This is a genomic window from Bradyrhizobium sp. NAS96.2, assembly GCF_001908235.1.
Lineage (GTDB): Bacteria > Pseudomonadota > Alphaproteobacteria > Rhizobiales > Xanthobacteraceae > Bradyrhizobium.
The window spans coordinates 1-21,381 of sequence record NZ_LGHK01000059.1 but is presented as its reverse complement, the minus strand read 5'-3'; the positions used below and the strand labels follow the sequence as shown (position 1 = coordinate 21,381).

The window sequence follows — 21,381 nt, the reverse complement described above, 5'->3', positions numbered from 1 at the left end:
CCGGCAAGAAGGCCGACATCGACGCCCGCGTTGCCCAGATCAAGGCGCAGATCGAGGAAACCACCTCGGACTACGACCGTGAGAAGCTGCAGGAGCGTCTCGCCAAGCTCGCGGGCGGCGTCGCGGTGATCCGCGTCGGCGGCGCGACCGAAGTCGAGGTGAAGGAGCGCAAGGATCGCGTTGATGACGCGATGCACGCGACCCGCGCGGCTGTCGAGGAAGGCATCGTCCCGGGCGGCGGCGTCGCCCTGCTCCGTGCTTCCGAGCAGCTCAAGGGCCTGCGCACCAAGAACGACGACCAGAAGACCGGCGTCGAGATCGTGCGCAAGGCGCTGTCGGCTCCAGCTCGCCAGATCGCGATCAACGCCGGTGAAGACGGTTCGGTCATCGTCGGCAAGATCCTGGAGAACAAGGCCTACAATTACGGCTTCGACTCCCAGACCGGCGACTATGCCGACCTCGTCAAGAAGGGCATCATCGACCCGACCAAGGTCGTCCGCACCGCGATCCAGAACGCTGCCTCGGTTGCAGCGCTCCTGATCACCACGGAAGCGATGGTTGCCGAACTGCCGAAGAAGAACGCCGGCGGCCCCGCGATGCCTCCGGGCGGCGGCATGGGCGGCATGGACTTCTAAGCGACGAAGTCGTCCCGGACTCGGTGCAGCGCGAAGCGGTGCACCGCAGATCCGGGATATCGCTCAAGCGATCTACGTAATGCAAAACCCCGGCAGCGATGCCGGGGTTTTTGTTCATCGCCACCGACGTCCGTCAGGATGCACAGGAGTGGCGGCCCGGCCAATCCGCATGGCCGAGCAGTTCGTCGGCCTCCCCGATCTCGGCGAGATCCTGCCCGGCATCGAAGCATGCGCGCACCGGCGCAAGCACCCCCGGCACCGCATCCACCCGGCCGCTGCCGGCGTACAGGCGCGCAAGCCCCAGCGCGCTGCGCAGCTCGAACGTCTTCGTCTGTTGCCTTCGAGCAATCTCAATGGCGTGGCGGAAGGCCTCCTCGGCGCCGGAAATGTCAGGGGTGTCGCGACGCGCCCGCAGCTCACCCAACACGCGGTGGAGCTCGGCATCCAGCCAGTGCTGCCCGGATTGCGCCGTCGCGTCGATCAGCTCGCTGATGATGTCGAGTCCCGCCTCGACAAGGCCGGCCTCTGCATTCGCCACCGCAATTTGCAATCCCCAGAACGGATCACAGAGGTAGCAGTCGTTCTCGTGAAGCAGTGTCCAGCCGCGCTGCATGTCCGCGAGACCTGCCGCCCGGTCGCCGGCGCGCCATTTCGCCAAGCCATTGAGATAGGTGCCGGCGGCGACATACAGCGGCATCGTGTGATCCTGCGCCAGTCCGAGGGCAAGGATCGTCTCGGTCTGCCGCAACCGGCTGCCGCACAGCCCGTCGAAAACCGCCTTGTGAACCAGCGCATTGGCACGCGCGAGCGCGCGCTGTTCGCCGGAGACGCTCACCGCTGCACCCGCGAGCTGCCGGGCCCGATCGATCTCGCCACGCGGCCAAAGCACAAGAGCCAGAAACCTCATGATGACGAACGGCAGATCGAGCGTCGACGCCTTGAACGTTGCCAGATCCCGCTCGGTCCCATAGGCAGCGAACGCCTGCTCGAGATGGATGCCCGCGTTCAGATAGTCGCCCGCGAACCACGAGGTCACCCCGCTGGTCCAGCGCGCGACGATCGTCGCCACCGGCGATTCCGGATGCCGCTCCGCCGCGCCCATGATGGCCTCCGCCAACTCCCGCATCGGCGCGAGCTCGCCATGGGTCAAGCAGGCGTTGAAGAGGCCCGACTGGATCGGCGCCAGTTCGATTGGATCATCGATGTCGGAAGCAAACCGCCGGGCGCGCGTCCAGGCGGCCACCGTCTCGGGGGCACTGTGTCCAAGACTGCCCCGCAACGCGCGGCCGTAGGCGATCTGCAGATGGAGCCGGCCGATCATCCGACCCGGCTCGTCGGGCAATTCATCGGCGATGGCGACCGCCTTGCCAAGATGCGCGATCGCCTCGCAATAGGCCGAGCGCTTCAGCGCCTGCTGACCGGCCTTGCGCCACCACGCCAGCGCTGTCTCGCCGAGCCCTGCCTCGGTGAAATGATAAGCAACGACTTCCGGCTCGATCTCGGCAATCTCGGCAAACTTGGCGCGCAGCACGTCGCCGATCTGCTTGTGGAGCAGTTGCCGGCGGCTCTTGAGCAAGCTCTCATAAGCCGCTTCCTGGACCAGCGCGTGCTTGAAGCTGTACCTTGCATCCGGCGGCGTGCCTCGGCGCAACAGCAACTCGGCTTCTTCGAGCTGGGCGAGCGCCGCGGCAAGCGTCAGATCGTCGCGCCCGGCCACGCTGCGCAGCAGCGCATAGGAGAACTCACGGCCGATCGCCGCGCCGATCTGCGCCACCTCCTTGACCGGCGCCAGGCGGTCGAGCCGAGCCATCAGCGAATCCTGCAGCGTCGCCGGGATCGCGAGCGGCGGCAGCGGATTGTCGAGGCGATAGCGTCCGGCATTCTCGACGAGCAGCCCCGACTCCATGACCATCTTGGTCAGCTCCTCGACGAACAGCGGGACACCATCCGTCCGCTCGATGATCTGTGTCATCATCTCGCCGGGCAGCAACCGGCCGACGGTCACCTGCTCGATCAAGGCGCGTGTGTCCTGCCGGTCGAGCCGATCGAGCCGCAGCAGGCTGACATTGCCGAGCCCCGCCCACGGCGGTTCGAACTCGGGCCTGAACGTCATGAGCATGAGGATCGGCAGCCCCCTGATCCGGTCAACCGCGAGGTCGAGCAATTCGAGCGACGTGGCATCGGCCCAATGCATGTCTTCGCAGACGACAAGCACCGGCTGCTGCCGGGCGAGGCCCTCGAGTTGGTCGAGCAGCGCTGCGAATGTCTGCCGCCGCTGCTGCGCCGGGCTCAGGCCGAGCGGCGGATAGCGGTCACCGGTCGGGATCGACAGCAGCGCCGCGATCAGCGGCGTCACGGCGGCGACCTGCTGCGTCCCGAGCGCCAGCATGGCTTCGAGCTTGTCCAGCTTCCGCTCCGGCGCATCTTCCGAGCGGATGCCGGCGGCACGCTCGAGCTGAGCGACGAAGGGATGCAGCGCGCTGTTGGCGTGATAGGGCGAGCATTGATAGCGCACACGGCAATACGTCTCGGGCACCAGGCTGTCGGAGAGCATCGCCACGACGCGGGATTTGCCGATACCCGCTTCGCCCGATATCAGCACCGCCTGGCCCTGGCCCTGCCACGCCAGTTGCTGGCGCGACAGCGCAAATTCGATCTCCGCCTTGCGGCCGACGAAGCCGATCAAGCGCGCGGTGCGCACCGCCTCGAAACGGCTTTCCGATGCCGGCTCGCCTTCGACAGCCCACACCGCGATGGGCTCGGAGATGCCCTTGACCTCGCGGCGACCGAGGTTGCGAAGCGTGAACAGATTGCCGAGCAGCCGGCGCGTCGAGGCGGCCACGACGACGACACCCGGCTCCGCCAGGCTCTGCAACCGCGCGGCGATGTTCGGCGCATCGCCGACCAGCGCCTGCTCCTCCGACACAGCGCCGGAGACGAGGTCGCCGACCACGACGAGCCCGCTCGCGATCGCGATCCGCACCGCACACCCCTCGTCCGCGCGGGTCTCGAGCTTGCCGATTGCGGCGATGACGTCGAGGCCGGCCCGCACCGCGCGCTCCGCGTCATCCTCGTGGGCCCGGGGATAACCAAAATAAGCGAGAATCCCATCGCCGATAAATCTGGCAACGACGCCATCGTATGTCGCGATCACCCGCACACAGGCCGCACGATAGGCGCGGATGACTTCCCACATGTCCTCGGGATCGAGACGCGCCGACAAGGCCGTCGAGCCGACCAGGTCGCAGAACATCACGGTGAGATGGCGGCGCTCGGCATCCTGCGACGAGATCGGCGCGGCGATCAGTTCGGCTTGATTGGAATCGGCGATCGCGCGCAGCATCTTGCGGCGATGGCCGAGCAACACGCCGAGCCTGTCGAAGTCTTCATCGGTCAATTCGGGAAGAACACCGACGTCGATGCCGTTCTCGGCAAAACGCAGCGCGTATTGCCCAAGCCCCAGCTTCTCGAGCCATTCCGCAATCTGCTGCATTGGCTTCACCGACGGGTTGACGGCTGGCCGAATGGACCACGGCGGACCAAGGTTATCCCAATATGTCCCGGCCCGGCACTCCTTGTTTGCGGCAATTCGGCCGCGGCCGGCCCCATGGACCATGCGAATTGTGCCAAAGGCGGTGTCCGGTTACGGCATCCACTACCTCGTGTTGTGCGCCCGATGAATTGCGCCATCAATTCGCGGCGCCCGAGCGTCGAGCGATGATGTGCGACTGCACATCCGTCGCTTGCCCTTCCGCAACGCGACCTGCGCAACCTCACATCGAAGCGGGAATGTTCTGCTGCTCACGATATCCACGTCATGCACAGGCCCCGTAAACATACGTTGGTGTGAGTTGACATTTCAAAAAAAATTCTTCGGAAGAGTCGCAAACCGAACCGACAATCGCGCTTGCATTCACGCACAGTAGCGTCGGGACGGGATTTCAAGCTCACCCAAAATCTGAACCAAACACGGAGCGTCGGCTCTCGTGACGCGGCAGCGTTGCGAGGAAGGCTTTCGCTTGAGAGGGAGACTGCGTCTTGAGTGAAGGTGAGATGAAAGTCACAGCGAATGGCACCACCGTCTTCGCAATGCCGTTGCCGGGCTTCGGCAATCTTGCCGAACAGGGCCTTGCCCGCGCACGAACCGCCTCCGAGCAGATGGCGGAGGCGCTGGGCGAAATCTATTCGTGCAATGCGCGAGGCGCGACCGACTACGGGCTCAAGATGTTCGAAATCTCGCAGGCCAATGCCGCCTCCGCGCTCGAGTTCCTGGTCCATCTCCTCGGCGCCAGGTCAGCCACCGATGCCCTGGCTTTGTCTGCCGAGCATGCCCGCAAGACCTTCCAGCTGGCATCCGACCAAAACAGGGAATTGTGGGTGCTTGGCGAGAGGCTTGCGGCGGACATGGCTGCGCCGGTGAGAACGCACGTCGCGAAGGTGATCAAGCAAGCCGCCTGACAAAAAGGCGGCGCCCAAAGTCATATTGAGGATTCGTTCGAGGAGGGATCCGGCCGGTTGGAATAAGCCCACAGACGAGCACGCAGCCCCCACTGCCCGGTGCTTCGTCAAACGCCGCAGGTGCGCGATGCTCCCCAAGTAACCGCACCTTCAAGAGGCGCATTCCGACCGGCCGGTGCTTTCCTGCAAGAGGCAAGAAAGCAATATCGAGGGCTCACATGGGCATGCTCATGGTGAAATGTCCGCAAACCGGACACGCGATACCCACCGGCATCACGACCGATCGCGAGAGCTTTAGACGCAGCACGGTGTTCTTCTCGCGCACCCGCTGCCCGTTCTGCCGCACCGATCATGCCTGGTTCGCGCGCGAGGCCTGGGTCGACGAGCCCAGCATCCGCGTGCGGCGGCGCGGTGCCGGGCCGTCGGTCTGAACGCCGACACGGATCATTGACGATCGCGATGGAGGGACACCATGGCGCACATGCAGATCGCAACGGAAGCATCGCCCTGGCTGCTGCAGGCCAAGGACTTTCTCGACGAGGCACGACGGTTGAAGCCGGGTCCGGAACGCAATGAATTGCGCCGGACGGCAAAAGAGCTGCGCGAGATCGACAGACTCGAGACAACAGCGGCCTCGACCCGGCGGCCTGATCGGCGGCGGCGCCGTTGATCGCGCTCGCTGCGCGCTCACATCGCGTCGTCGGTTTCGGCTTCCGAGATGCGCGGATCGTCGGTTCGAGCCGCCGCGCGGGATTGGTGGCCCGAGAAGATCTCCTCGGCTTCGACACGCATGACGCGGTGGCATTCGCACGCCAGCGCCGAGAGCCGTGACCGGTCGATCTCGATCCGGCCTCGTTGCTCGGACCGGATTGCGCCGCGCGTGCGAAGGTTGCGCATCAGCAGCGTCACCGTCGTTCGTCGCACGCCGAGGATTTGCGACAGCGCGTGCTGGGTCAACGGAAGGACATCGCTGTCGATCCGATCGCGAAGCTGGAGCAGCCAGCGCGCCATGCGGGCCTCGACCGGGTGCAGAGCGTTGCAGGCGGAGCCGCGTTGGAACTGGATCAGCATCGATCTGATGTGCTTCTGCATCGCCTGCCGGATCGCGGCACTACGGCCGAAAGCGGCATGAAAGCGTGCCGCGGGGAGCCGCGAGGCGGTGCCCGCAGCCCCAACCACCGCGGTAATGCCCGATGGCGACGAGCCGAGCACCGAAAGACTGCCCACCACCCCTTCGCGCCCGACCACACCGGTCGCGACCGTGTGCCCGTCCGCCATGTCGATCATCAGCAGGATCGCACCGCTATGGGGAAAGAAGACATAGTCGATCTCGTCGCCGGCTCGCGTCAGGACCGCATCCTGATCGAGCGCGACCGTTTCCAGGTCGGGCCCGAGCAGATCGATATCCGCTGCCGGCAATGTTGCGAGAAGGCGATTACCGGTCCCGCCGGAGAACCTCACTGGCGCCGCCCCGTGGTGATGCGACACATAACCAAATCACTCAGACGCACGTTCAAGAAACCAACTCCAAACGCTTGGCCGTAAGGCGGAATTCTCTGCAAGCAGTACTCAAAGAGTTAGATGCAAATGCACCGACGGACGCAACAGCAAAATGCACATGTTCGCACCGTAGAACCGCGGAACGGGGTTCCAATTTCGGTGCACGGTAAACGCTGCAATCCGGTTCCATCACCTGGTTCATGACAGCGAAGGGCCGCCCGTGGGCGGCCCTTCTTGTTACGCGCTCTGGGGCGCCTTGAGGCGGACCAGCCTGGTCAGGAGCGCATCGAGGCCCTGTCCCTCGCCCGCGTGCAGGTCGATGCGGCCGACCTTCTCGACCAGCCGCTCGAGCGACTCCAGCTCCTTGAGCCGCAGCAGCAGAGGGTTCTCCTCCATCAGCTTGGCGGTGTTGAGGAGCGAACGCGTCGCCGCGGTCTCCTCCTGCCGGCGGATCAGATTGGCCTTCGCCACCCGCTCCGCCTCCACCACCTTGTTGACCAGCTCGCGGATCTCGCCGGGCAGGATCACGTCCTTCACGCCGAGCTCGGTGACCTCGACGCCGCTATCCGCGACACGGCCGCGGACATAGTCGCGAAGCTCCTCGTCGAGCGCCGTCTTCGCAGACAGCACCTCGTCCAGCGTGCGGCCGGCCACTGCCTCGCGGATCGCGAACTGCACCAGGCGGTACAGCCACGCATCCACGTCGGGCACCGTTGCCACGACCCGCTCGGGATCGACGATCCGGCGGAACGCGGTCAGCGTCACGCGCAGCGCGATGCGATCCTTGGTCAGCATCTCCTGCGCCGTGATCTCGATCGCCTGAGGACGCAGGTCGAGGCGCTTGACCTCGATCTTGCGACCCGCGATCCAGAACGCGTGCCGGCCAGGCGCGAGCCGCTCGATGAGCTTGCCCTCGACGTTAAGCAGACCGGCCTCGTGGTTCTCGACCACCGCCTCGGTGATGACGCCGGCCCGGTTGGGCTGGATCATCGCGAGGTGGCGCGCCGTGACACGGGGATCGCTGGTCACGTCGATGCGCTCGACCTCGACCGACGTCGCGACCTTCCAGTACACGCGCGTCTGCCAGGGCGTCATCAGTTGCACGGGACGGCCGTCGAGGCTGACGATCGCGATCTCGTTCGCTTTGGTCTCGACCGCCTCGAACAGCTCTTCGGCCAGATCGGGCCGCGCGGCCTTGATCACCGCGAAGCGATCCGCTGACAATTCGGTCCGCACGACGCTGAACAGCTCGGCCTTGAGCTGATGCAGGGGATCGAACAGGCGGTGACGTCCGGGCGCGAGCACGCGCTCGAGCCGGCCGTCACGCGTCAGCAATGCGCGCTCGCCATCCTTCACCGTCAACTTGGTCGTCAAGAAGTGCCAGGTCATGACACGCCTCCATCGTTTGCCATCAGGCCCGTGGGCCGGAGGGCGGGTTTCATTCTGCAAAGGACGTGGGGACGCGAACGCGGCTTCCTGTCAGCCAAGCGGGCCGTGGCTTGAGCCTGCGCGATGACGGGCGCACGCGCGCGTTCGCGCGACAAATGTCGCGCGGCCGAGCGGAGCTACCCGGCATCAGCGCAAGCGGTATCCACCGCGGCGCAGAGCCGGTCTCACAGTGTCGATGTTCGGACGAAGAGCCTTGCGGCAGGACGGCCGGACTGCGACTGAAGCGCGCGTCCGGTCCCCTTCAGAGGTATCAGCTTTTCAGGCTGAACGGAGCGCTTGGAGCGGGAGTTGAACCCGCGACACGATGATTCTGAGTCACCTGCTCTACCTAACTGAGCTATCCCTTGTGAGAAGATCGGATTCGAACCGGTACCTTCGGGATTTCATCCCCGACGCTCGCCCATGAGCTTCATTCTCGTGATCTTCATTTCGGCGGAACACGACACCGCAGAGCGGCACGCGCCGGTCGGGATCTCGACGAGCCCGAACCCATGGCCGAAGCGAAGGAGCGGGCTAATAAACGAAGCACGTCCGGGTTGCAAGAGGACTGCGTGTGATTTTTTCATGACGAGCCGGCGCTGTGACCCAGGCGTCGCGCCATGTCCGATCATTAGGAGGGCGCGTCACCCGCTGCGCGCGACGTCCTGGAAACAGGCGCGCAGCCAGTCGATGGTGACGCGCGTCGCCGCGTCGCGCTTGAGATGGCTTTGCACCAGCAGCCAGACGTCGCGCCGTTTCGGCAGCAGCGTGGCGCGCAGCCGGCGATCGGTCAAAAGGTCCGCGCAACTATGCTCCGGCAGCACGCCGACCGCCTGGTGCGACTGGATGATCTTGTGGATGATACGAACATTGTCGGTCACGCAGCGCGCGCGAAGCCGCTTCGCGCGCAGGAACTGCATTTCCGGAATCCCTCCGAGCTCGTCGGGATAGGCGCAGGTCACCGCGTCCCCTGGCGATGTCGCGGCCGGCTCGAAGAAATACAGCCTGACTTCGCCGAGCTTCGAGATCGCGAAGTCGCCCTTGTCGGGCTTGCGCAGGCGGATCGCGAGATCGGCTTCCCAGCGCGAGAATTTGACGTTCTCGCTCGACGTCAGAAACTGCAGCGTCAGGCCCGGATGGGCGCGCAGCAATTCGCCGGTGCGCGGCGCCAGCACCTCCTCCGCGATCGCGTTGGTGGAGGCGACGCGCAGCCGGCCGGCCGGACCCGGCAGGCTTTCGCCGATCCGGCCGATCTCCTCGGCATGCGCCGCCATCGCCTGGATGTGCGCGAGCACCACGTCGCACTGCCGGGTCGGCTTGCGGACGCCGTCGGCGGCCTCGAACAGCCGCAGGCCGAGCGCGCGTTCGATCCGCGCCAGGCGGCGGCCGACCGTGGTCTCGTCGATGCGCAGCCGCGCGCTGGCGCCGGCATAGGTGCCCTCGTCCCTGACGGCGGCGATGATGCGAAGGTCGTCCCAGTTCATGGCGGCAGGCTACATGGTGCCCGGCCCGCCTGCAATAACGCAGCCACCGGCTGCAATATCCCTGCATAACAGCAGGCCGGTCCGCGGCTATATTTTCGGTGCCAACCCGCTGGAGATCTCAGGACCATGACCGCAGCCAAGACCTTGATGCAGCTTGCCGGTATCGACCTCACCCCGCCCCGTCTCAGTGACAGCTGCCTGGTGCTGATCGACATCCAGAACGAATATCTCGCAGGCCCCCTCGCTTTGCCCGACGCCAATCCCGCGATCGCGCGCGCCACCGCGTTGCTCAACCGCGCGCGGGAGAGCGGCGCCAAAATCATCCACATCGCGCACAAGGGAGCGCCGGGAAGCCTGTTCGATCGCAGCGCGGAGCGCGGCGCGATCGTCGCGCCGCTGGCACCGCGGCCGGGCGAGCTCGTGATCGAGAAGCAATTGCCGAACGCATTCGCCGGCACCGAGCTCAACGCGCAGCTCGCCGCGACCGGCCGCAAGGAGCTCGTGCTCGCCGGCTTCATGACCCATATGTGCGTGAGCTCGACCGCCCGCGCCGCACTCGATCTCGGCTTCCGCACCACCATCGATGCCGAGAGCTGCGCCACCCGCGATCTGCCCGACGGCAAGGGCGGCACGATTGCGGCAAGGCTCATCCATGACGTCGCACTCGCCGAACTGTCGGACCGCTTCGCGATCATCGCCCGCGGCAACGCCCTCGCCTGAGAGCACCATCATGCTTGAGCTCTATTTCTGGCCGATGGCCTGCTCGCTCGCCAGCCGGATCGCGCTGATGGAGGCCGGTATCGACGCGCGCTATCGCATGGCCCATCTCTGGACCAAGAAGGTGGTCGAGGACGATAGCGACTTCCGCACGGTCTCGCCGAAGGGCGCGGTGCCCGTGCTGGTGCTCGAGAACGGCGAACGCCTGACCGAGAGCGCGGCGGTGCTGCAATACATCGCCGACCTGAAGCCCGAACTCGGCCTCGCGCCGCCGCCCGGCGATCCGGACCGTTACCGGTTGCAGGAATGGCTGAGCTTCGTCGGCACCGAGATCCACAAGGGATTCCTGTTTCCGACCTTCTGGTACAAGGACGAGGCATCGCTTGCCAAACCGCGTGCCAGGATCGGACAGACCTTGTCGGTGCCATCGGCGCATCTTGCGCACCGCGAATTCCTGGTCGGGGACCGCTTCACGGTTGCGGACGCGCACCTCGCCTGGGCCCTGCTGTTGCTCCGCGCCGCCGATATCGACGTAGCGCAATGGCCGCCACTGGCGGCCTATCTGTCACGCATTCAGGCGCGTCCGCAGGTCAGGGCCGCGATCGGCATCGAGACGCAATTGTGGAAGAGCGTCGCGGCGTGATCGCCGCGCGCCCGGCGCTCTAGCTTGTTGCTTAAGCATAATCTTTTCGGAAAACCGCTTCGCACTTTTCCGGATCGTGCTCTACTGAAACGCGACCTCGGCGAAGCTGCGCAGCTTGCGCGAATGCAGTCGCTCGGATTCCTGCTGCTTGAGCCGCTCCAGCGCCTTCAACCCGATCTGAAGGTGCTGGCCGACGCGCTGGCGATAGAACTCGCTCGCCATGCCCGCCAGCTTGATCTCGCCATGCAGCGGCTTGTCGGAGACGCACAGCAGCGTGCCGTAGGGCACGCGGAAGCGATAGCCATTGGCGGCGATCGTCGCCGATTCCATGTCGAGCGCGATCGAGCGCGACTGCGACATCCGCCGGATCACCTGCGGCCCGCTGATCTCCCAGTTGCGGTTATCGACGCTGGCGACCGTGCCGGTGCGCATCAGCCGCTTCAGCTCGAAGCCGGAGAGCCCGGTGACCTCGCCGACCGCCTCCTCGAGCGCGACCTGCATCTCCGCCAGCGCGGGGATCGGCACCCACAGCGGCAGCTCGTGATCGAGCACGTGGTCCTCGCGGACATAGCCATGGGCGAGCACGTAATCACCGAGCCGCTGCGTGTTCCTGAGACCAGCGCAATGCCCGATCATCAGCCAGGCATGCGGCCGCAGCACCGCGACGTGATCGGTGATGTTGCGCGCGTTCGACGGACCGATCCCGATATTGATCAGGGTGATGCCGCGATAGCCGGGCTCGACGAGATGAAAGGCCGGCATCTGCGGCACGCGCTCCGATGCGGTGCCCGTGGTGCCGCCGCCGAGCCGCGCGCTGCGCGTGATCAGATTGCCGGGCGCGACGAACGCCTCGATCCCTTCCTCGCCCGACGCCAGCCGCTGCAGGCTCGATTGCGCAAACGCGTCGACATAGAACTGGTAGTTGGTGAAGATCACGAAATTCTGGAAATGCTCCGGGTCGGTGCCGGTGTAGTGATAGAGCCGGCGCAAGGAGTAATCGACCCGCGCGGCGCGGAACAGCGCCAGCGGCTCGGGCGTGCCCGGCGTCAGCTCGAACGTCCCGTCGGCGATCGCATCGTCCATCGCCGCGAGATCCGGCGTATCGAAGATGTCGCGCAGCGACCTTGTGAACGCCGAACTGTCGGCGATGGTCAGCGCCGCCTCGATATTGATGTCGCGCCGGTAGGCGAAATGGATCGGGATCGGCTCGCTGGACTCGCCGATCTCGACCGCCACGCCATGGTTCTTGATCAGCAGCCCGATCTGCTCGGTGAGATAGGTCCGGAAAATATCCGGCCGCGTGATGCTGGTCTCGTGGATACCAGGCCCCGCAACAAAACCGTAAGCGAGACGGGAATCCAGCCTTGCATGCGACGAGGTCGTGATGCGGACGAACGGGTAATGCGCGCGCACCCGCGTCGTGAACGGCACGCCGTTGACATAGGCCTCGAAGCGATTGCGCAGGTAGCCGGTGTTGCGCTCGTAGATCTCTTCGAGGCGGGCAACCGCCGCGCCGGCCTCGACGAACGCCTCGGTCGTGATCGGCGGTGGGGTTTCGATGGGGGGCGTCGGAGACATGTTCGCTTTGCACCAGATCCGTTGCCGAGCCGGGACTCGCTTTGGATCAGCGCAGTATAGCGACAATGGCCCCCAGTTCCAGATCGGCGCCGGTCGCGCCCGGCCGCCCTACTCCGCCTCGCGCGGCCGGAGCGCGCAGAGTTCGGACCGGGTCAGGAACCGGCGTTCGCGCCCATTGTCGAGCGAGAACATGCCGCCGCGGCCGGGAACGACGTCGATGATCAGGTCAGTGTGCTTCCAGACGTCGTACTGCGAACCGCTGATGTAGAACGGCGCGCCGCCGATCTCGCCGAGCTTGACGTCGTGGTCGCCGATCAGGAATTCACCTTGCGGATAGCACATCGGCGACGAACCGTCGCAGCAGCCGCCGGACTGGTGAAACAGCACCGGCCCATGATCGGCGACGATCTCGGCAAGCAACTCGAGCGCAGCAGGTGTCGCGGTCACCTTGTCAGCCATCGCGGCCTCCGTGATGGAAGCTCCGGCGGAGACGGCCCGCCGGAGTTCATCGTGTTCGTCCACAGCGCGTGAGCTATGGCCCTCAGAAGAAGCCGAGCTTCTTCGGGCTGTAGCTCACCAGGATATTCTTGGTCTGCTGATAGTGGTCGAGCATCATCTTGTGCGTCTCACGGCCGATGCCCGATTGCTTGTAGCCGCCGAACGCTGCGTGCGCCGGATAGGCGTGGTAGCAATTGGTCCAGACCCGGCCTGCCTGGATAGCGCGGCCGAACCGGTAGCAGCGATTGGCATCGCGGCTCCAGACGCCGGCACCGAGACCGTAGAGCGTGTCGTTGGCGATCGACAGCGCTTCCTCGTCGTCCTTGAAGGTGGTCACGGACACCACCGGTCCAAAGATCTCCTCCTGGAAGATGCGCATCTTGTTGGTGCCCTTGAAGACGGTCGGCTTGACGTAGTAGCCGCCCGCGAGCCCACCGCCGAGATTGTTGCGCTCGCCACCGGTCAGGACCTGCGCGCCCTCCTTCTTGCCGATGTCGATATAGGAGAGGATCTTCTCCAGCTGCTCGGAGGACGCCTGCGCGCCAATCATCGTGGTCGGATCGAGCGGGCTGCCTTGCGTGATCGCCTCGACGCGCTTGAGCGCGCGCTCCATGAAGCGATCGTAGATCGATTCCTGGATCAGCGCACGGCTCGGACAGGTGCAGACCTCGCCCTGATTGAGCGCGAACATCACAAAGCCCTCGACGGCCTTGTCGAAGAAATCATCGTCTTCCGCGCAGACATCCTTGAAGAAGATGTTGGGCGACTTGCCGCCGAGCTCGAGCGTCACCGGGATCAGGTTCTGCGAGGCATACTGCATGATCAGCCGGCCCGTCGTGGTCTCGCCGGTGAAGGCGATCTTGGCGATCCGGTTCGACGAGGCCAGCGGCTTGCCGGCCTCGAGGCCGAAGCCGTTGACGACGTTCAGCACGCCCTTCGGCAAGAGATCGCCGACCAGTTCGAGCCAGACCAGGATCGAGGCCGGCGTCTGCTCGGCGGGCTTGAGCACGACGCAGTTGCCGGCGGCTAGCGCCGGTGCCAGCTTCCAGGTCGCCATCAGGATCGGGAAATTCCAGGGAATGATCTGGCCGACCACGCCGAGCGGCTCGTGGAAGTGATAGGCGACGGTGTCGTGATCGATCTCGGAGAGCGAGCCTTCCTGCCCGCGGACCACGCCGGCAAAGTAGCGGAAATGGTCGATCGCCAGCGGAATGTCGGCGGCCGTCGTCTCGCGGATCGGCTTGCCGTTGTCCCAGGTCTCTGCGGTCGCCAGCTTGTCGAGATTGGCCTCCATCCGGTCGGCGATCTTGTTGAGGATCAGCGCGCGCTCGGCCGCACTGGTCTTGCCCCAGGCATCCTTCGCCGCATGCGCGGCATCGAGCGCCGCCTCGATATCCGCGGCGTCGGATCGCGGAATTTCGCAGATCGGCAACCCGGTTACCGGCGAGATGTTGTCAAAATACTTTCCGGAGCGAGGTTCGCGCCATTCGCCCCCAATGAAATTTCCGTAGCGCTTGGCGAACGGCGCCTTGAGCACGGACTGCATGTCCACCTTGTTCATGTGTTCCTCCGTTGGCACGCCGATGCACACGGCGTTGGCCGGAACGGTCGGTCAAAACCGCCATACGGAACAGGGGGCCGCGTCAAGGGCCAGAGGGAACTGTCGCAAATCTGAGACAGGGTGCGCTGCAAATTGCCCTCGGCGCATCGCTCCCGGGCTGCCGGACCTCGCTTCGGCGGAAACACCTAGCGGTGCAAGCCGAGCAGCTTCAGCTTGCGGTGCAGTGTTGCGCGGGACATGTCGAGGTCCTTGGCCGCCTTGGACACGTTGCCGCCGGCTCGCGCCAACGCGCGCTGCAGCACCGCGCGCTCTGCGGCAACGAGATCGCCGGCATCGCGCGTCTCGCCGATCAGATCCGCAGCCGGCAATGGCCGCGTCAGTGATGCCGCAGTGAGGCCCAGCGCACGGCGCGCAGCACGTGTCGCGCCGATCACGAGGTCGTCGCGATCGACTGCCAGCAGCGAGTTGACGGCGCGCTCGCTTCGCGGCGTCAGGAGAATTCTGGCATCGGGAAACGCCCGCCGAAAATTCTCGGCCTCGATCGCACGCGCGGCGTCGATGGCCGTCGTCGCGATCAGCCGGGAGAATCCTCTCGTCAAGTCGGCGCGGCAGGAAGATACGTCAAGCGCGGCGGCCAGCTCGCCATGCTCATCGAAGATCGGCGCGGTGGTGCAGAACAGGCCGGAATTTCGCGTGAAGAAGTGCTGCTCGCGATCGATCGACAGCGGCCGCTTTTCGACGATGCAGGTGCCGATACCGTTGGTCCCCTCGTATTTCTCGCTCCAGACCGCGCCGGTCCACAGACCCCACGTGTTGAACGTCGCATCATCGGCGTCTGCGCCGCGTCGGTCGACCACGACGCCGTCGCGGTCCGCGAGCAACACGGAGCACCCCACCCCGCCGACGGCAAGAAACAACCGGTCGAGCGTTGCCTGGGCGACCGTCAGCAGTTCACCGAGACGCTGCTGCGCAGCGGCGACCTCGACCCCGTTGAGACGATGGGACGGCAGACGGGATGCGGGATCGAGTGCATGCAGATGGCCGGACCGACGCCACGACGCCGACAGGTCCGAAGGCGCTCCGCCTCCGGCAAGCACATCGAGAACCTTGTCCGTGTGCACGATATCCGTCGAGCGGCTCATGCTTTCCTCCCTGCCTCCGGGGTTCTCCGAACCCGCGGGAGCGTGGCGCCGTTGGCTCTGGCACCCCTATATTTGGTAGACTATAGCGCGGCCCGAAGCCTTTCAAGCGACCGCGTCAATTGCGGCAATACCGGCGCCATTGTATCATCCGAAGCCGCAATGCGTTTTGCGCAAGGTCAATCGCCGCGCCGGTTGCCGAGCGCCGCGATCCTCAATGAACAATCGTACCGGCGCCCCGTCCGTATCGAGCAACACGACCGGCGGGATATTGCCCCACGACCACCGGCGGCCTGCACGAGTGTCGTGCACCTGCCTTGCACTCAAATTCACGTTGAGAGCGCATCACCGCCAGAGAGGCTGGGGGAACCAGCGCCCCCTCCAGCAGAATGCGGCTATTGAATCCGCGCCAGCACCGCGAGGCGGCGGATGCCCTTGTTGCGGTAGGCGTCGAGGAACGCGTAATAGTCCTTGAACGAGACGCAGCCGTTGGAGTCGCCGTTCGGGCCGAGCATGAAGGTATGCGCGAGCAGACCATCGCGGTTGAAGATCTTGCCTTCGCCGCCGATCGGATTGAGGCGCAGCGCCGGCACGCCGTGGAACAGTGCTTCGCGCGGCTTGAGCTCGTAGATGTGCGGCGGCGTCACGCCGACCATCTTCATGTGCGAGGACCTGGGATCGTCGAGTCGGGAGCCGAGGCCGGAATGCGCCTCGAGCCGCGTGCCGTCGGGCAGATACACGGTCTTGGCCGAGATGTCGTAGACCGCGGTCTGGCGGTCATAGGGTGGCGAGCCGCCGAGCATCGGATTCTGGTCCAGCGTCGAGGGGATGCTGCCGGTGACATTGGCATCGGCCGAGGCGAAGGAGAGCAGCCCACCGCTCGACTCGCGCTTGCCCCACAGCTTCTCGACCATGGTCTGCCGCTCGGTCGACGCGATCGACATCACCGCAGCCTTGGCGCGCGCAGCCATGTCGCGGACGCCGCTGGATTTCACAGCTTGCTTGACCTCGGCCGGCTTCGGCTCGGAAGCCTTCGCTTCGGCTGCCTTCTCGGCTCCCTTCTCGGCTCCCTTGGGCTGCACATTGGCAGCAGGATCGTTGAGCGCCACCTTCAGATTGGCGGCGGCTTGCTTCTTGGCGGTCTCGACCGATTTCGGTGCCGGCAACGGCTTCGATGTTTCGGCGAGCTCAGCAGTTGCGACCGCCCTCGCCGCTTCGGCCTTTGGTGCAGCGGCCGCCTGCTTGATCGGGTCGATCTGCGTTGCGGCGTCGGCCACGACGCTGGATGCGACGCCCTCGGGCGAGGCGGCCGCAAACCGATCGTTAAACATAAGCGAAGGTGCCGCGGCTTCCGACTTCGCGACCTCGCTCTTGGCGGGAGCCACCGGCGCCGGCGTCAGGGACGCGAACACCTCGTTGAACGCGGGTGTCGGCCGCGCGGCGACGGCGACGGGCCGCTTCACCACCGGCGCATCGAACGACGCATTGCCGACCGACGGATAGACGCCCGCCGCAAAGATGTTGGCGTAGACGGTCCAGGCGCAGCCAAGCACCAGCCCCGCCACCGCGGCGCTGCCGAGGAAATGCTGTGGGAGGATTTTTCGGGAGGATTTCTTGCGGCCTGGCGCCCCAAGAACATACGCACTCGCACTCGTACCCATACGCCCGGCGCTCAAAACAGGTCCACCTTTGTCCCTCACTCGACGCGTGGTCGAACGGTGTTCGGCTCAACGTCGCGCGGGGGGCACAGACGGCCATTAAGGCGACTTTTAGTTAAATGCGACTTAACCGGATGCGATCCCCTGCAACGCGGGAAGTGCCTGTGGCGTAGGGCTTTTTTAAGATGACATTGGACCGCCAAAACGGCTTTTTTGTCCCATGATGGGACATTCCGGCATGCGGCTCTGTCCCCACATGCCGAGATAAATCCAGAAGAGAATTTCCTTCCCGATCGCCCCGTAGTCGCGCGGGGATCGGGCAAAAACCATCCCTCAATAGCTGAGCTTCGGATACCAGTCCGCGCCGCGGCCCTCTCGCGTGGTGTCGAGCAAGGTCCAGAGCGGATCCATGTCCGGCGCGCCGCGCGGGTCCTGGCCGGGGTCCATCGTGCCGGCACCCATTTCGCCGGCCCAGAAATGCCGGATCGCACCGTCGTGGCGCGTGAAGACATTGTAGCCGGGCACGTCGCTGTCATCCTTGCTGACATAGTCGCGCGTGTAGTCGCCCGACGCATCCGAGTAGATCTTGTGACGCGTCCAGCCGCGCGCCTTCTTCGCCTCGATCAATCGTGCGATCGGCGAGCGCGCCACGAACGCGAACGACACGCGCTGCTCGATATCGGGCAGCTTCTCCTCCCATGTGCCCATGAACGATGTGCACATCGGACACGGCTTCTCGCGTTGCGGGCCGAACATGTAGCTGTAGATGATCAGCGTCTGCTTGCTGCCGAACAGATCGGTGAGCGAGTCCGTGCCGGCCTCACCAACGAACTCATAGGCTTTGGTCACCTCGCCCCCGGGCGGCAGCGCGCGGCGCAGTTCGGCGACGCGCTCGATATGACGACGCAGCTCGATCTCTTCGACGAGCAACGCCTGGCGCGCGCGGCGATACTCCGCGCTCTCATTGGGAAAGCGCCTGGTGTTGGTGCTGGCGAGCTCGGCGGCGGGCTTGAGGACGGAACCGGTCATGTTGGAACCTCGCGTGGTTGACGGGCTTCCTGGAAGACGACCCAGCCTCGGGCGATCCGACACTCAACGGCGCCGATATTACTGCAGTTCCGGCGGCGGCGAACGGTCCAGAACGTCGCCCTTTGCACCGTCCAGCAGATCGAGCGCGTAGGTCTCGATCACCAGCGGCCCGCGCATGCGCCGGGCCTCGGCCACCGTTTCGACATGGGCGAAATTGTCGCGCACCGCGGCCGGGATCTCCTGCTCGACCTCGTGCACATACAGCAGCTTGCCTGACAGCTGCGCCGGGCTTGGCTCTGGCATATTGACCCAGCGAATGCGCTGGCCCTGCTGTGCGACGCAGCTGCCCTTGGGCAGATAGAAGGCCAGCCAGCCGGTGGTGCCGTAGTCCGGTGCCAGCACGCAAGTAGCGCCGGACCGCGCCCGCGCCGCCTCGATCTTATCAGCGAGTTCCTGCCAGCCGACACCGACGCTGCGCACGGTGGCGTCGCGGCGGTAACCCGAGAGCATGCCGGTGTTGGCCTGAACGATCAGCAGCGCGAACAGCATGACGCCGGTGGGCGCGGCCCAGCGGCGGCAGAAATCGATCGTGCGCTGCTCGCGCGGCGCCCACTGCACCTGGATTGCGGCGACCGCGGCCGCCACCGCGAAGGCCGGATAGACCGGCGCGAACCAGTTGGCCTCGACCCGCGCATGCAGCGCGTGCCACGTGAAGTAGACCACGATGGTCCAGAACATGCTGTTGATCAGCACGCGCGCGGCCATCGCGCCGGCGCGGCGCCGATAGACCGCGTAGAGGCCCATCACGCCGAGGATGAAGATCAGCGGCGTCGCGAACGCAAACTGGGTCGGGATCAGCTCGGCGATGTAGGTCGGCCGGAAGTCCTCGATCCGGGCGCGGCCCATCTGCTTGATGAACGACACCCAGTGATGATCGGCATTCCAGAGGATGACCGGCGCAAACAGGCCGGCCGCGACCAGGCCGCCGAGATAGAGCCATGGCGAGAGAAACCAGCGCCGCAGCTTCGGCACGCTCGCAAGCCAGATCAGGATCGCGGGACCGAAGAACAGCGCGGTGTATTTCGACAGCAGCGCCATGCCGGCGCTGGCGCCGACCGCAAGCCACCAGGCGCCGCGGCCGCTCTCCAGCACCTTCGCGAGCGCGTACAGCAGGAAGCTGGACGCAACCAGCAGCGGCGCATCCGGCGTCACGATCAGCGTGCCGACGGCGGCCATCAGCGTGACGTTGAGCAGGATGGTCGCGCTCGCAGCGATGCGCTGGCCGCCGAACAGGATCTCGGCCGCCCGGTAGATCGCCCAGCTCATCGGCAATGCGAGCAGGATCGAGACCAGCCGCACGCCGAACGGCGTATCGCCCGCGATCATGGTGCCGAGCCGGATCACCACCGCCACCATCGGCGGATGGTCGTAATAGCCGCCGGCAAGCGACTTCGACCACATCCAGTAATAGGCTTCGTCGAAAGTCAGCGGCGTCCATGCGGCGGCGGCCAGCCGCAACACGACCAGCGCGCACACCGCAAGCGCGGTGTTCCGGGCCAGCCGCGCCTCGTTCGCGTTCATGCCACCGTCATCGCTTGCGCCAGACGAACAGCCCGGACATCGCGTAGTTCCACACCACGCCCATCAGCGCGCCGGCCGCGCCCGCAAGCCACCAGATCGGCTCCTGGTCGTAGACCGAGAACGCGACGCCGACATTGGCCAGCAGGCCGACGCTGCAGACCAGATAGAACAGCAAAAGGCCGCGCAGGATGCCAAAGCCCTTCAGCCGCTGGTCGCGGTAGGTCAGGAAATTGTTGAGGATGAAGTTGCTGGTCATGGCGACGATCGCCCCGGTGGCCTGCGCCTCCGGGAACGGCGCCTTGAACAGCTCCAGCGCGACGAACAGCACGGAAAGATGCACCAGCAGGCCGAGCCCGCCGACCGCGGCGAACAGAATGAAGCGCAGCGAGATCAGGTCGTTGGTCAGCTTCGCCAGCACGAGGCCAAGGAAGTCGAGCGCGACCATCGAATCGAGCTTGCTCTCGCCATGCTGGCGGGCGCCGAACGTGTAGGGAATCTCGACCGTGCGCAGCTTGCCTTCTGCCGTCGCCACGACGTCGAGCAGGATCTTGAAGCCTTGGGTCGAGAGCTGCGGCGCGAGCTGCTCGAAACGGTCGCGTCGGATCATGAAGAAGCCGCTCATCGGATCGGCGACCTCGACCCTCAGCGCGCGGCGCGCGATCTCGGTGGCGAAGGCGCTGGCGCCGGCACGCTGCTTGTTGAAGCCGTCGGCCTTGTAGCCCTCGATGTAGCGGCTGCCGACCACGAGCTCGGCCTCGCCGCTCTGCAGCAGCCCCAGCATCTTCGGAAGCTGGGTCTCGTCATGCTGCAGGTCGGCGTCCATGACGGCGGCATAGGGCGCGCTCGAGGCCAGGATGCCCTCGATGCAGGCGCCGGACAGGCCGCGCCGGCCGATTCGGCGGATGCAGCGCACGCGGGAATCCTTCCGCGCCAGCGCCCGCACCACGTCCCAGGTTCCGTCGGGCGAATTGTCGTCGACGAAGATGACCTCCCAGGACACGTCCTTCAGGGTCGCGTCGAGCCGGCGGTACAGCACCGTGACATTGTCGCGTTCGTTGAAGGTCGGGATGACCACCGAAAGCTGCGGCAGACTTGTTGCCGGCAATGAGGTTTCGGGGCTCGGCTTGATGGCGTCGTTCATGAGCGCCAGCGTATAGCCGCAGCCTCCCCCGCTGCCAAGGCGGGCCGGCCCAAACGCGGTCTCGGAAGGCGGGAAAACGGGGCAAAATACCCCCGAAAATGCCAACGACCACGAACAAGGGGCGCGCGTACATCCGGCGCAGCCGACATTGTCGTGGTCGTCCCAGCGCCGGAGCCCTTAAGCTGCAACGTCGCCGTTATGAGCCAAATAGGAAGCCGCCATGCGGTTCGCAAGGGCGGTCTGGAGGTCATCCTGGCGCTAGTTGTTCGGGACTTCCCGGATCACCGGGCCGCGTGGCACCGGGGCCGCCGGCGCGGCCTCAGCGGCGGGC

General features: G+C 65.6%; 18 protein-coding genes and 2 tRNA genes. 6 read left to right on the top strand and 14 right to left on the bottom strand.

Translation table 11 applies throughout. The annotated features are described in order from the left end of the window. A partial coding sequence (locus tag AC628_RS14310) for a TCP-1/cpn60 chaperonin family protein (protein WP_283806573.1) occupies nucleotides 1–635 on the top strand: 635 nt, incomplete at its 5' end. 133 nt (nucleotides 636–768) lie between these two features. Here the strand turns inward: AC628_RS14310 and AC628_RS14305 are convergent. Further along, nucleotides 769–4,128 carry an adenylate/guanylate cyclase domain-containing protein gene (locus AC628_RS14305; RefSeq protein ID WP_074127450.1) on the bottom strand — a complete coding sequence of 1,120 codons (3,360 nt, stop codon included), beginning with the start codon at nucleotides 4,126–4,128 and terminating at the stop codon, nucleotides 769–771. 560 nt (nucleotides 4,129–4,688) lie between these two features. Between AC628_RS14305 and AC628_RS14300 the strand changes: the two genes are divergently transcribed. The 3 genes from AC628_RS14300 (at nucleotide 4,689) to AC628_RS14290 (ending at nucleotide 5,763) form a co-directional block, all read left to right on the top strand. Beyond that, nucleotides 4,689–5,093 carry a phasin family protein gene (locus AC628_RS14300; protein ID WP_245321172.1) on the top strand — a complete coding sequence of 135 codons (405 nt, stop codon included), beginning with the start codon at nucleotides 4,689–4,691 and terminating at the stop codon, nucleotides 5,091–5,093. 218 nt (nucleotides 5,094–5,311) lie between these two features. Beyond that, on the top strand, nucleotides 5,312–5,524 hold the full coding sequence (locus tag AC628_RS14295) for a hypothetical protein (RefSeq protein ID WP_074127449.1): 213 nt from the start codon (nucleotides 5,312–5,314) through the stop codon (nucleotides 5,522–5,524). Nucleotides 5,525–5,565: 41 nt separating this feature from the next. After that, nucleotides 5,566–5,763, top strand: coding sequence for a hypothetical protein (locus tag AC628_RS14290; RefSeq protein ID WP_074127448.1), 198 nt, complete (start codon nucleotides 5,566–5,568; stop codon nucleotides 5,761–5,763). A 17-nt stretch (nucleotides 5,764–5,780) separates the two neighbouring features. On the opposite strand, the gene AC628_RS14285 is transcribed toward AC628_RS14290, so the two are convergent. The 5 genes from AC628_RS14285 to AC628_RS14270 all read right to left on the bottom strand — a co-directional run bounded on the left by AC628_RS14285 (nucleotide 5,781) and on the right by AC628_RS14270 (nucleotide 9,505). After that, the gene (locus AC628_RS14285) at nucleotides 5,781–6,554 is read right to left on the bottom strand and encodes a Crp/Fnr family transcriptional regulator (RefSeq protein WP_074127447.1); all 774 of its coding nucleotides are present in this window, start codon (nucleotides 6,552–6,554) and stop codon (nucleotides 5,781–5,783) included. Between the two features lie 276 nt (nucleotides 6,555–6,830). Further along, complete coding sequence (locus AC628_RS14280; RefSeq protein ID WP_074127446.1) at nucleotides 6,831–7,982, bottom strand: slipin family protein; 1,152 nt, start codon at nucleotides 7,980–7,982, stop codon at nucleotides 6,831–6,833. Between the two features lie 336 nt (nucleotides 7,983–8,318). Continuing rightward, nucleotides 8,319–8,385: transfer RNA gene (locus AC628_RS14275), tRNA-Leu, on the bottom strand. 3 nt (nucleotides 8,386–8,388) lie between these two features. Continuing rightward, nucleotides 8,389–8,460, bottom strand: a tRNA-Phe gene (locus tag AC628_RS43980). A 205-nt stretch (nucleotides 8,461–8,665) separates the two neighbouring features. Beyond that, on the bottom strand, nucleotides 8,666–9,505 hold the full coding sequence (locus AC628_RS14270; RefSeq protein WP_074127445.1) for a LysR family transcriptional regulator: 840 nt from the start codon (nucleotides 9,503–9,505) through the stop codon (nucleotides 8,666–8,668). Nucleotides 9,506–9,631: 126 nt separating this feature from the next. Between AC628_RS14270 and AC628_RS14265 the strand changes: the two genes are divergently transcribed. Together AC628_RS14265 and AC628_RS14260 are read left to right on the top strand one after the other, a co-directional pair. Continuing rightward, nucleotides 9,632–10,225: a cysteine hydrolase family protein gene (locus AC628_RS14265; RefSeq protein ID WP_074127444.1), complete on the top strand. Its 594-nt coding sequence runs from the start codon at nucleotides 9,632–9,634 to the stop codon at nucleotides 10,223–10,225. A 10-nt stretch (nucleotides 10,226–10,235) separates the two neighbouring features. After that, a complete protein-coding gene (locus AC628_RS14260; protein ID WP_074127443.1) occupies nucleotides 10,236–10,865 on the top strand; it encodes a glutathione binding-like protein in 630 nt (209 codons plus the stop codon). An 81-nt stretch (nucleotides 10,866–10,946) separates the two neighbouring features. On the opposite strand, the gene AC628_RS14255 is transcribed toward AC628_RS14260, so the two are convergent. The 8 genes from AC628_RS14255 to AC628_RS14220 all read right to left on the bottom strand — a co-directional run bounded on the left by AC628_RS14255 (nucleotide 10,947) and on the right by AC628_RS14220 (nucleotide 21,050). Next, nucleotides 10,947–12,443 (bottom strand): AMP nucleosidase, encoded by a 1,497-nt coding sequence (locus tag AC628_RS14255; RefSeq protein WP_074127442.1) that lies wholly within the window; start codon nucleotides 12,441–12,443, stop codon nucleotides 10,947–10,949. 108 nt (nucleotides 12,444–12,551) lie between these two features. Then, nucleotides 12,552–12,902 carry a DUF779 domain-containing protein gene (locus AC628_RS14250; protein WP_074127441.1) on the bottom strand — a complete coding sequence of 117 codons (351 nt, stop codon included), beginning with the start codon at nucleotides 12,900–12,902 and terminating at the stop codon, nucleotides 12,552–12,554. Between the two features lie 82 nt (nucleotides 12,903–12,984). Further along, nucleotides 12,985–14,502, bottom strand: a complete 1,518-nt coding sequence (gene adh / locus AC628_RS14245) for an aldehyde dehydrogenase (protein WP_074127440.1) — start codon at nucleotides 14,500–14,502, stop codon at nucleotides 12,985–12,987. 185 nt (nucleotides 14,503–14,687) lie between these two features. Next, on the bottom strand, nucleotides 14,688–15,644 hold the full coding sequence (locus AC628_RS14240; protein WP_074127439.1) for a GAF domain-containing protein: 957 nt from the start codon (nucleotides 15,642–15,644) through the stop codon (nucleotides 14,688–14,690). A gap of 392 nt (nucleotides 15,645–16,036) precedes the next feature. Beyond that, nucleotides 16,037–17,206, bottom strand: a complete 1,170-nt coding sequence (locus AC628_RS14235; RefSeq protein WP_083632898.1) for a tlde1 domain-containing protein — start codon at nucleotides 17,204–17,206, stop codon at nucleotides 16,037–16,039. Nucleotides 17,207–17,632: 426 nt separating this feature from the next. Beyond that, nucleotides 17,633–18,328: a DUF899 family protein gene (locus AC628_RS14230; protein ID WP_074127438.1), complete on the bottom strand. Its 696-nt coding sequence runs from the start codon at nucleotides 18,326–18,328 to the stop codon at nucleotides 17,633–17,635. Nucleotides 18,329–18,406: 78 nt separating this feature from the next. Beyond that, the gene (locus AC628_RS14225; protein ID WP_074127437.1) at nucleotides 18,407–19,909 is read right to left on the bottom strand and encodes a glycosyltransferase family 39 protein; all 1,503 of its coding nucleotides are present in this window, start codon (nucleotides 19,907–19,909) and stop codon (nucleotides 18,407–18,409) included. Nucleotides 19,910–19,916: 7 nt separating this feature from the next. Next, a complete protein-coding gene (locus tag AC628_RS14220) occupies nucleotides 19,917–21,050 on the bottom strand; it encodes a glycosyltransferase (protein WP_074127436.1) in 1,134 nt (377 codons plus the stop codon). Nucleotides 21,051–21,381: the final 331 nt, after the last annotated feature.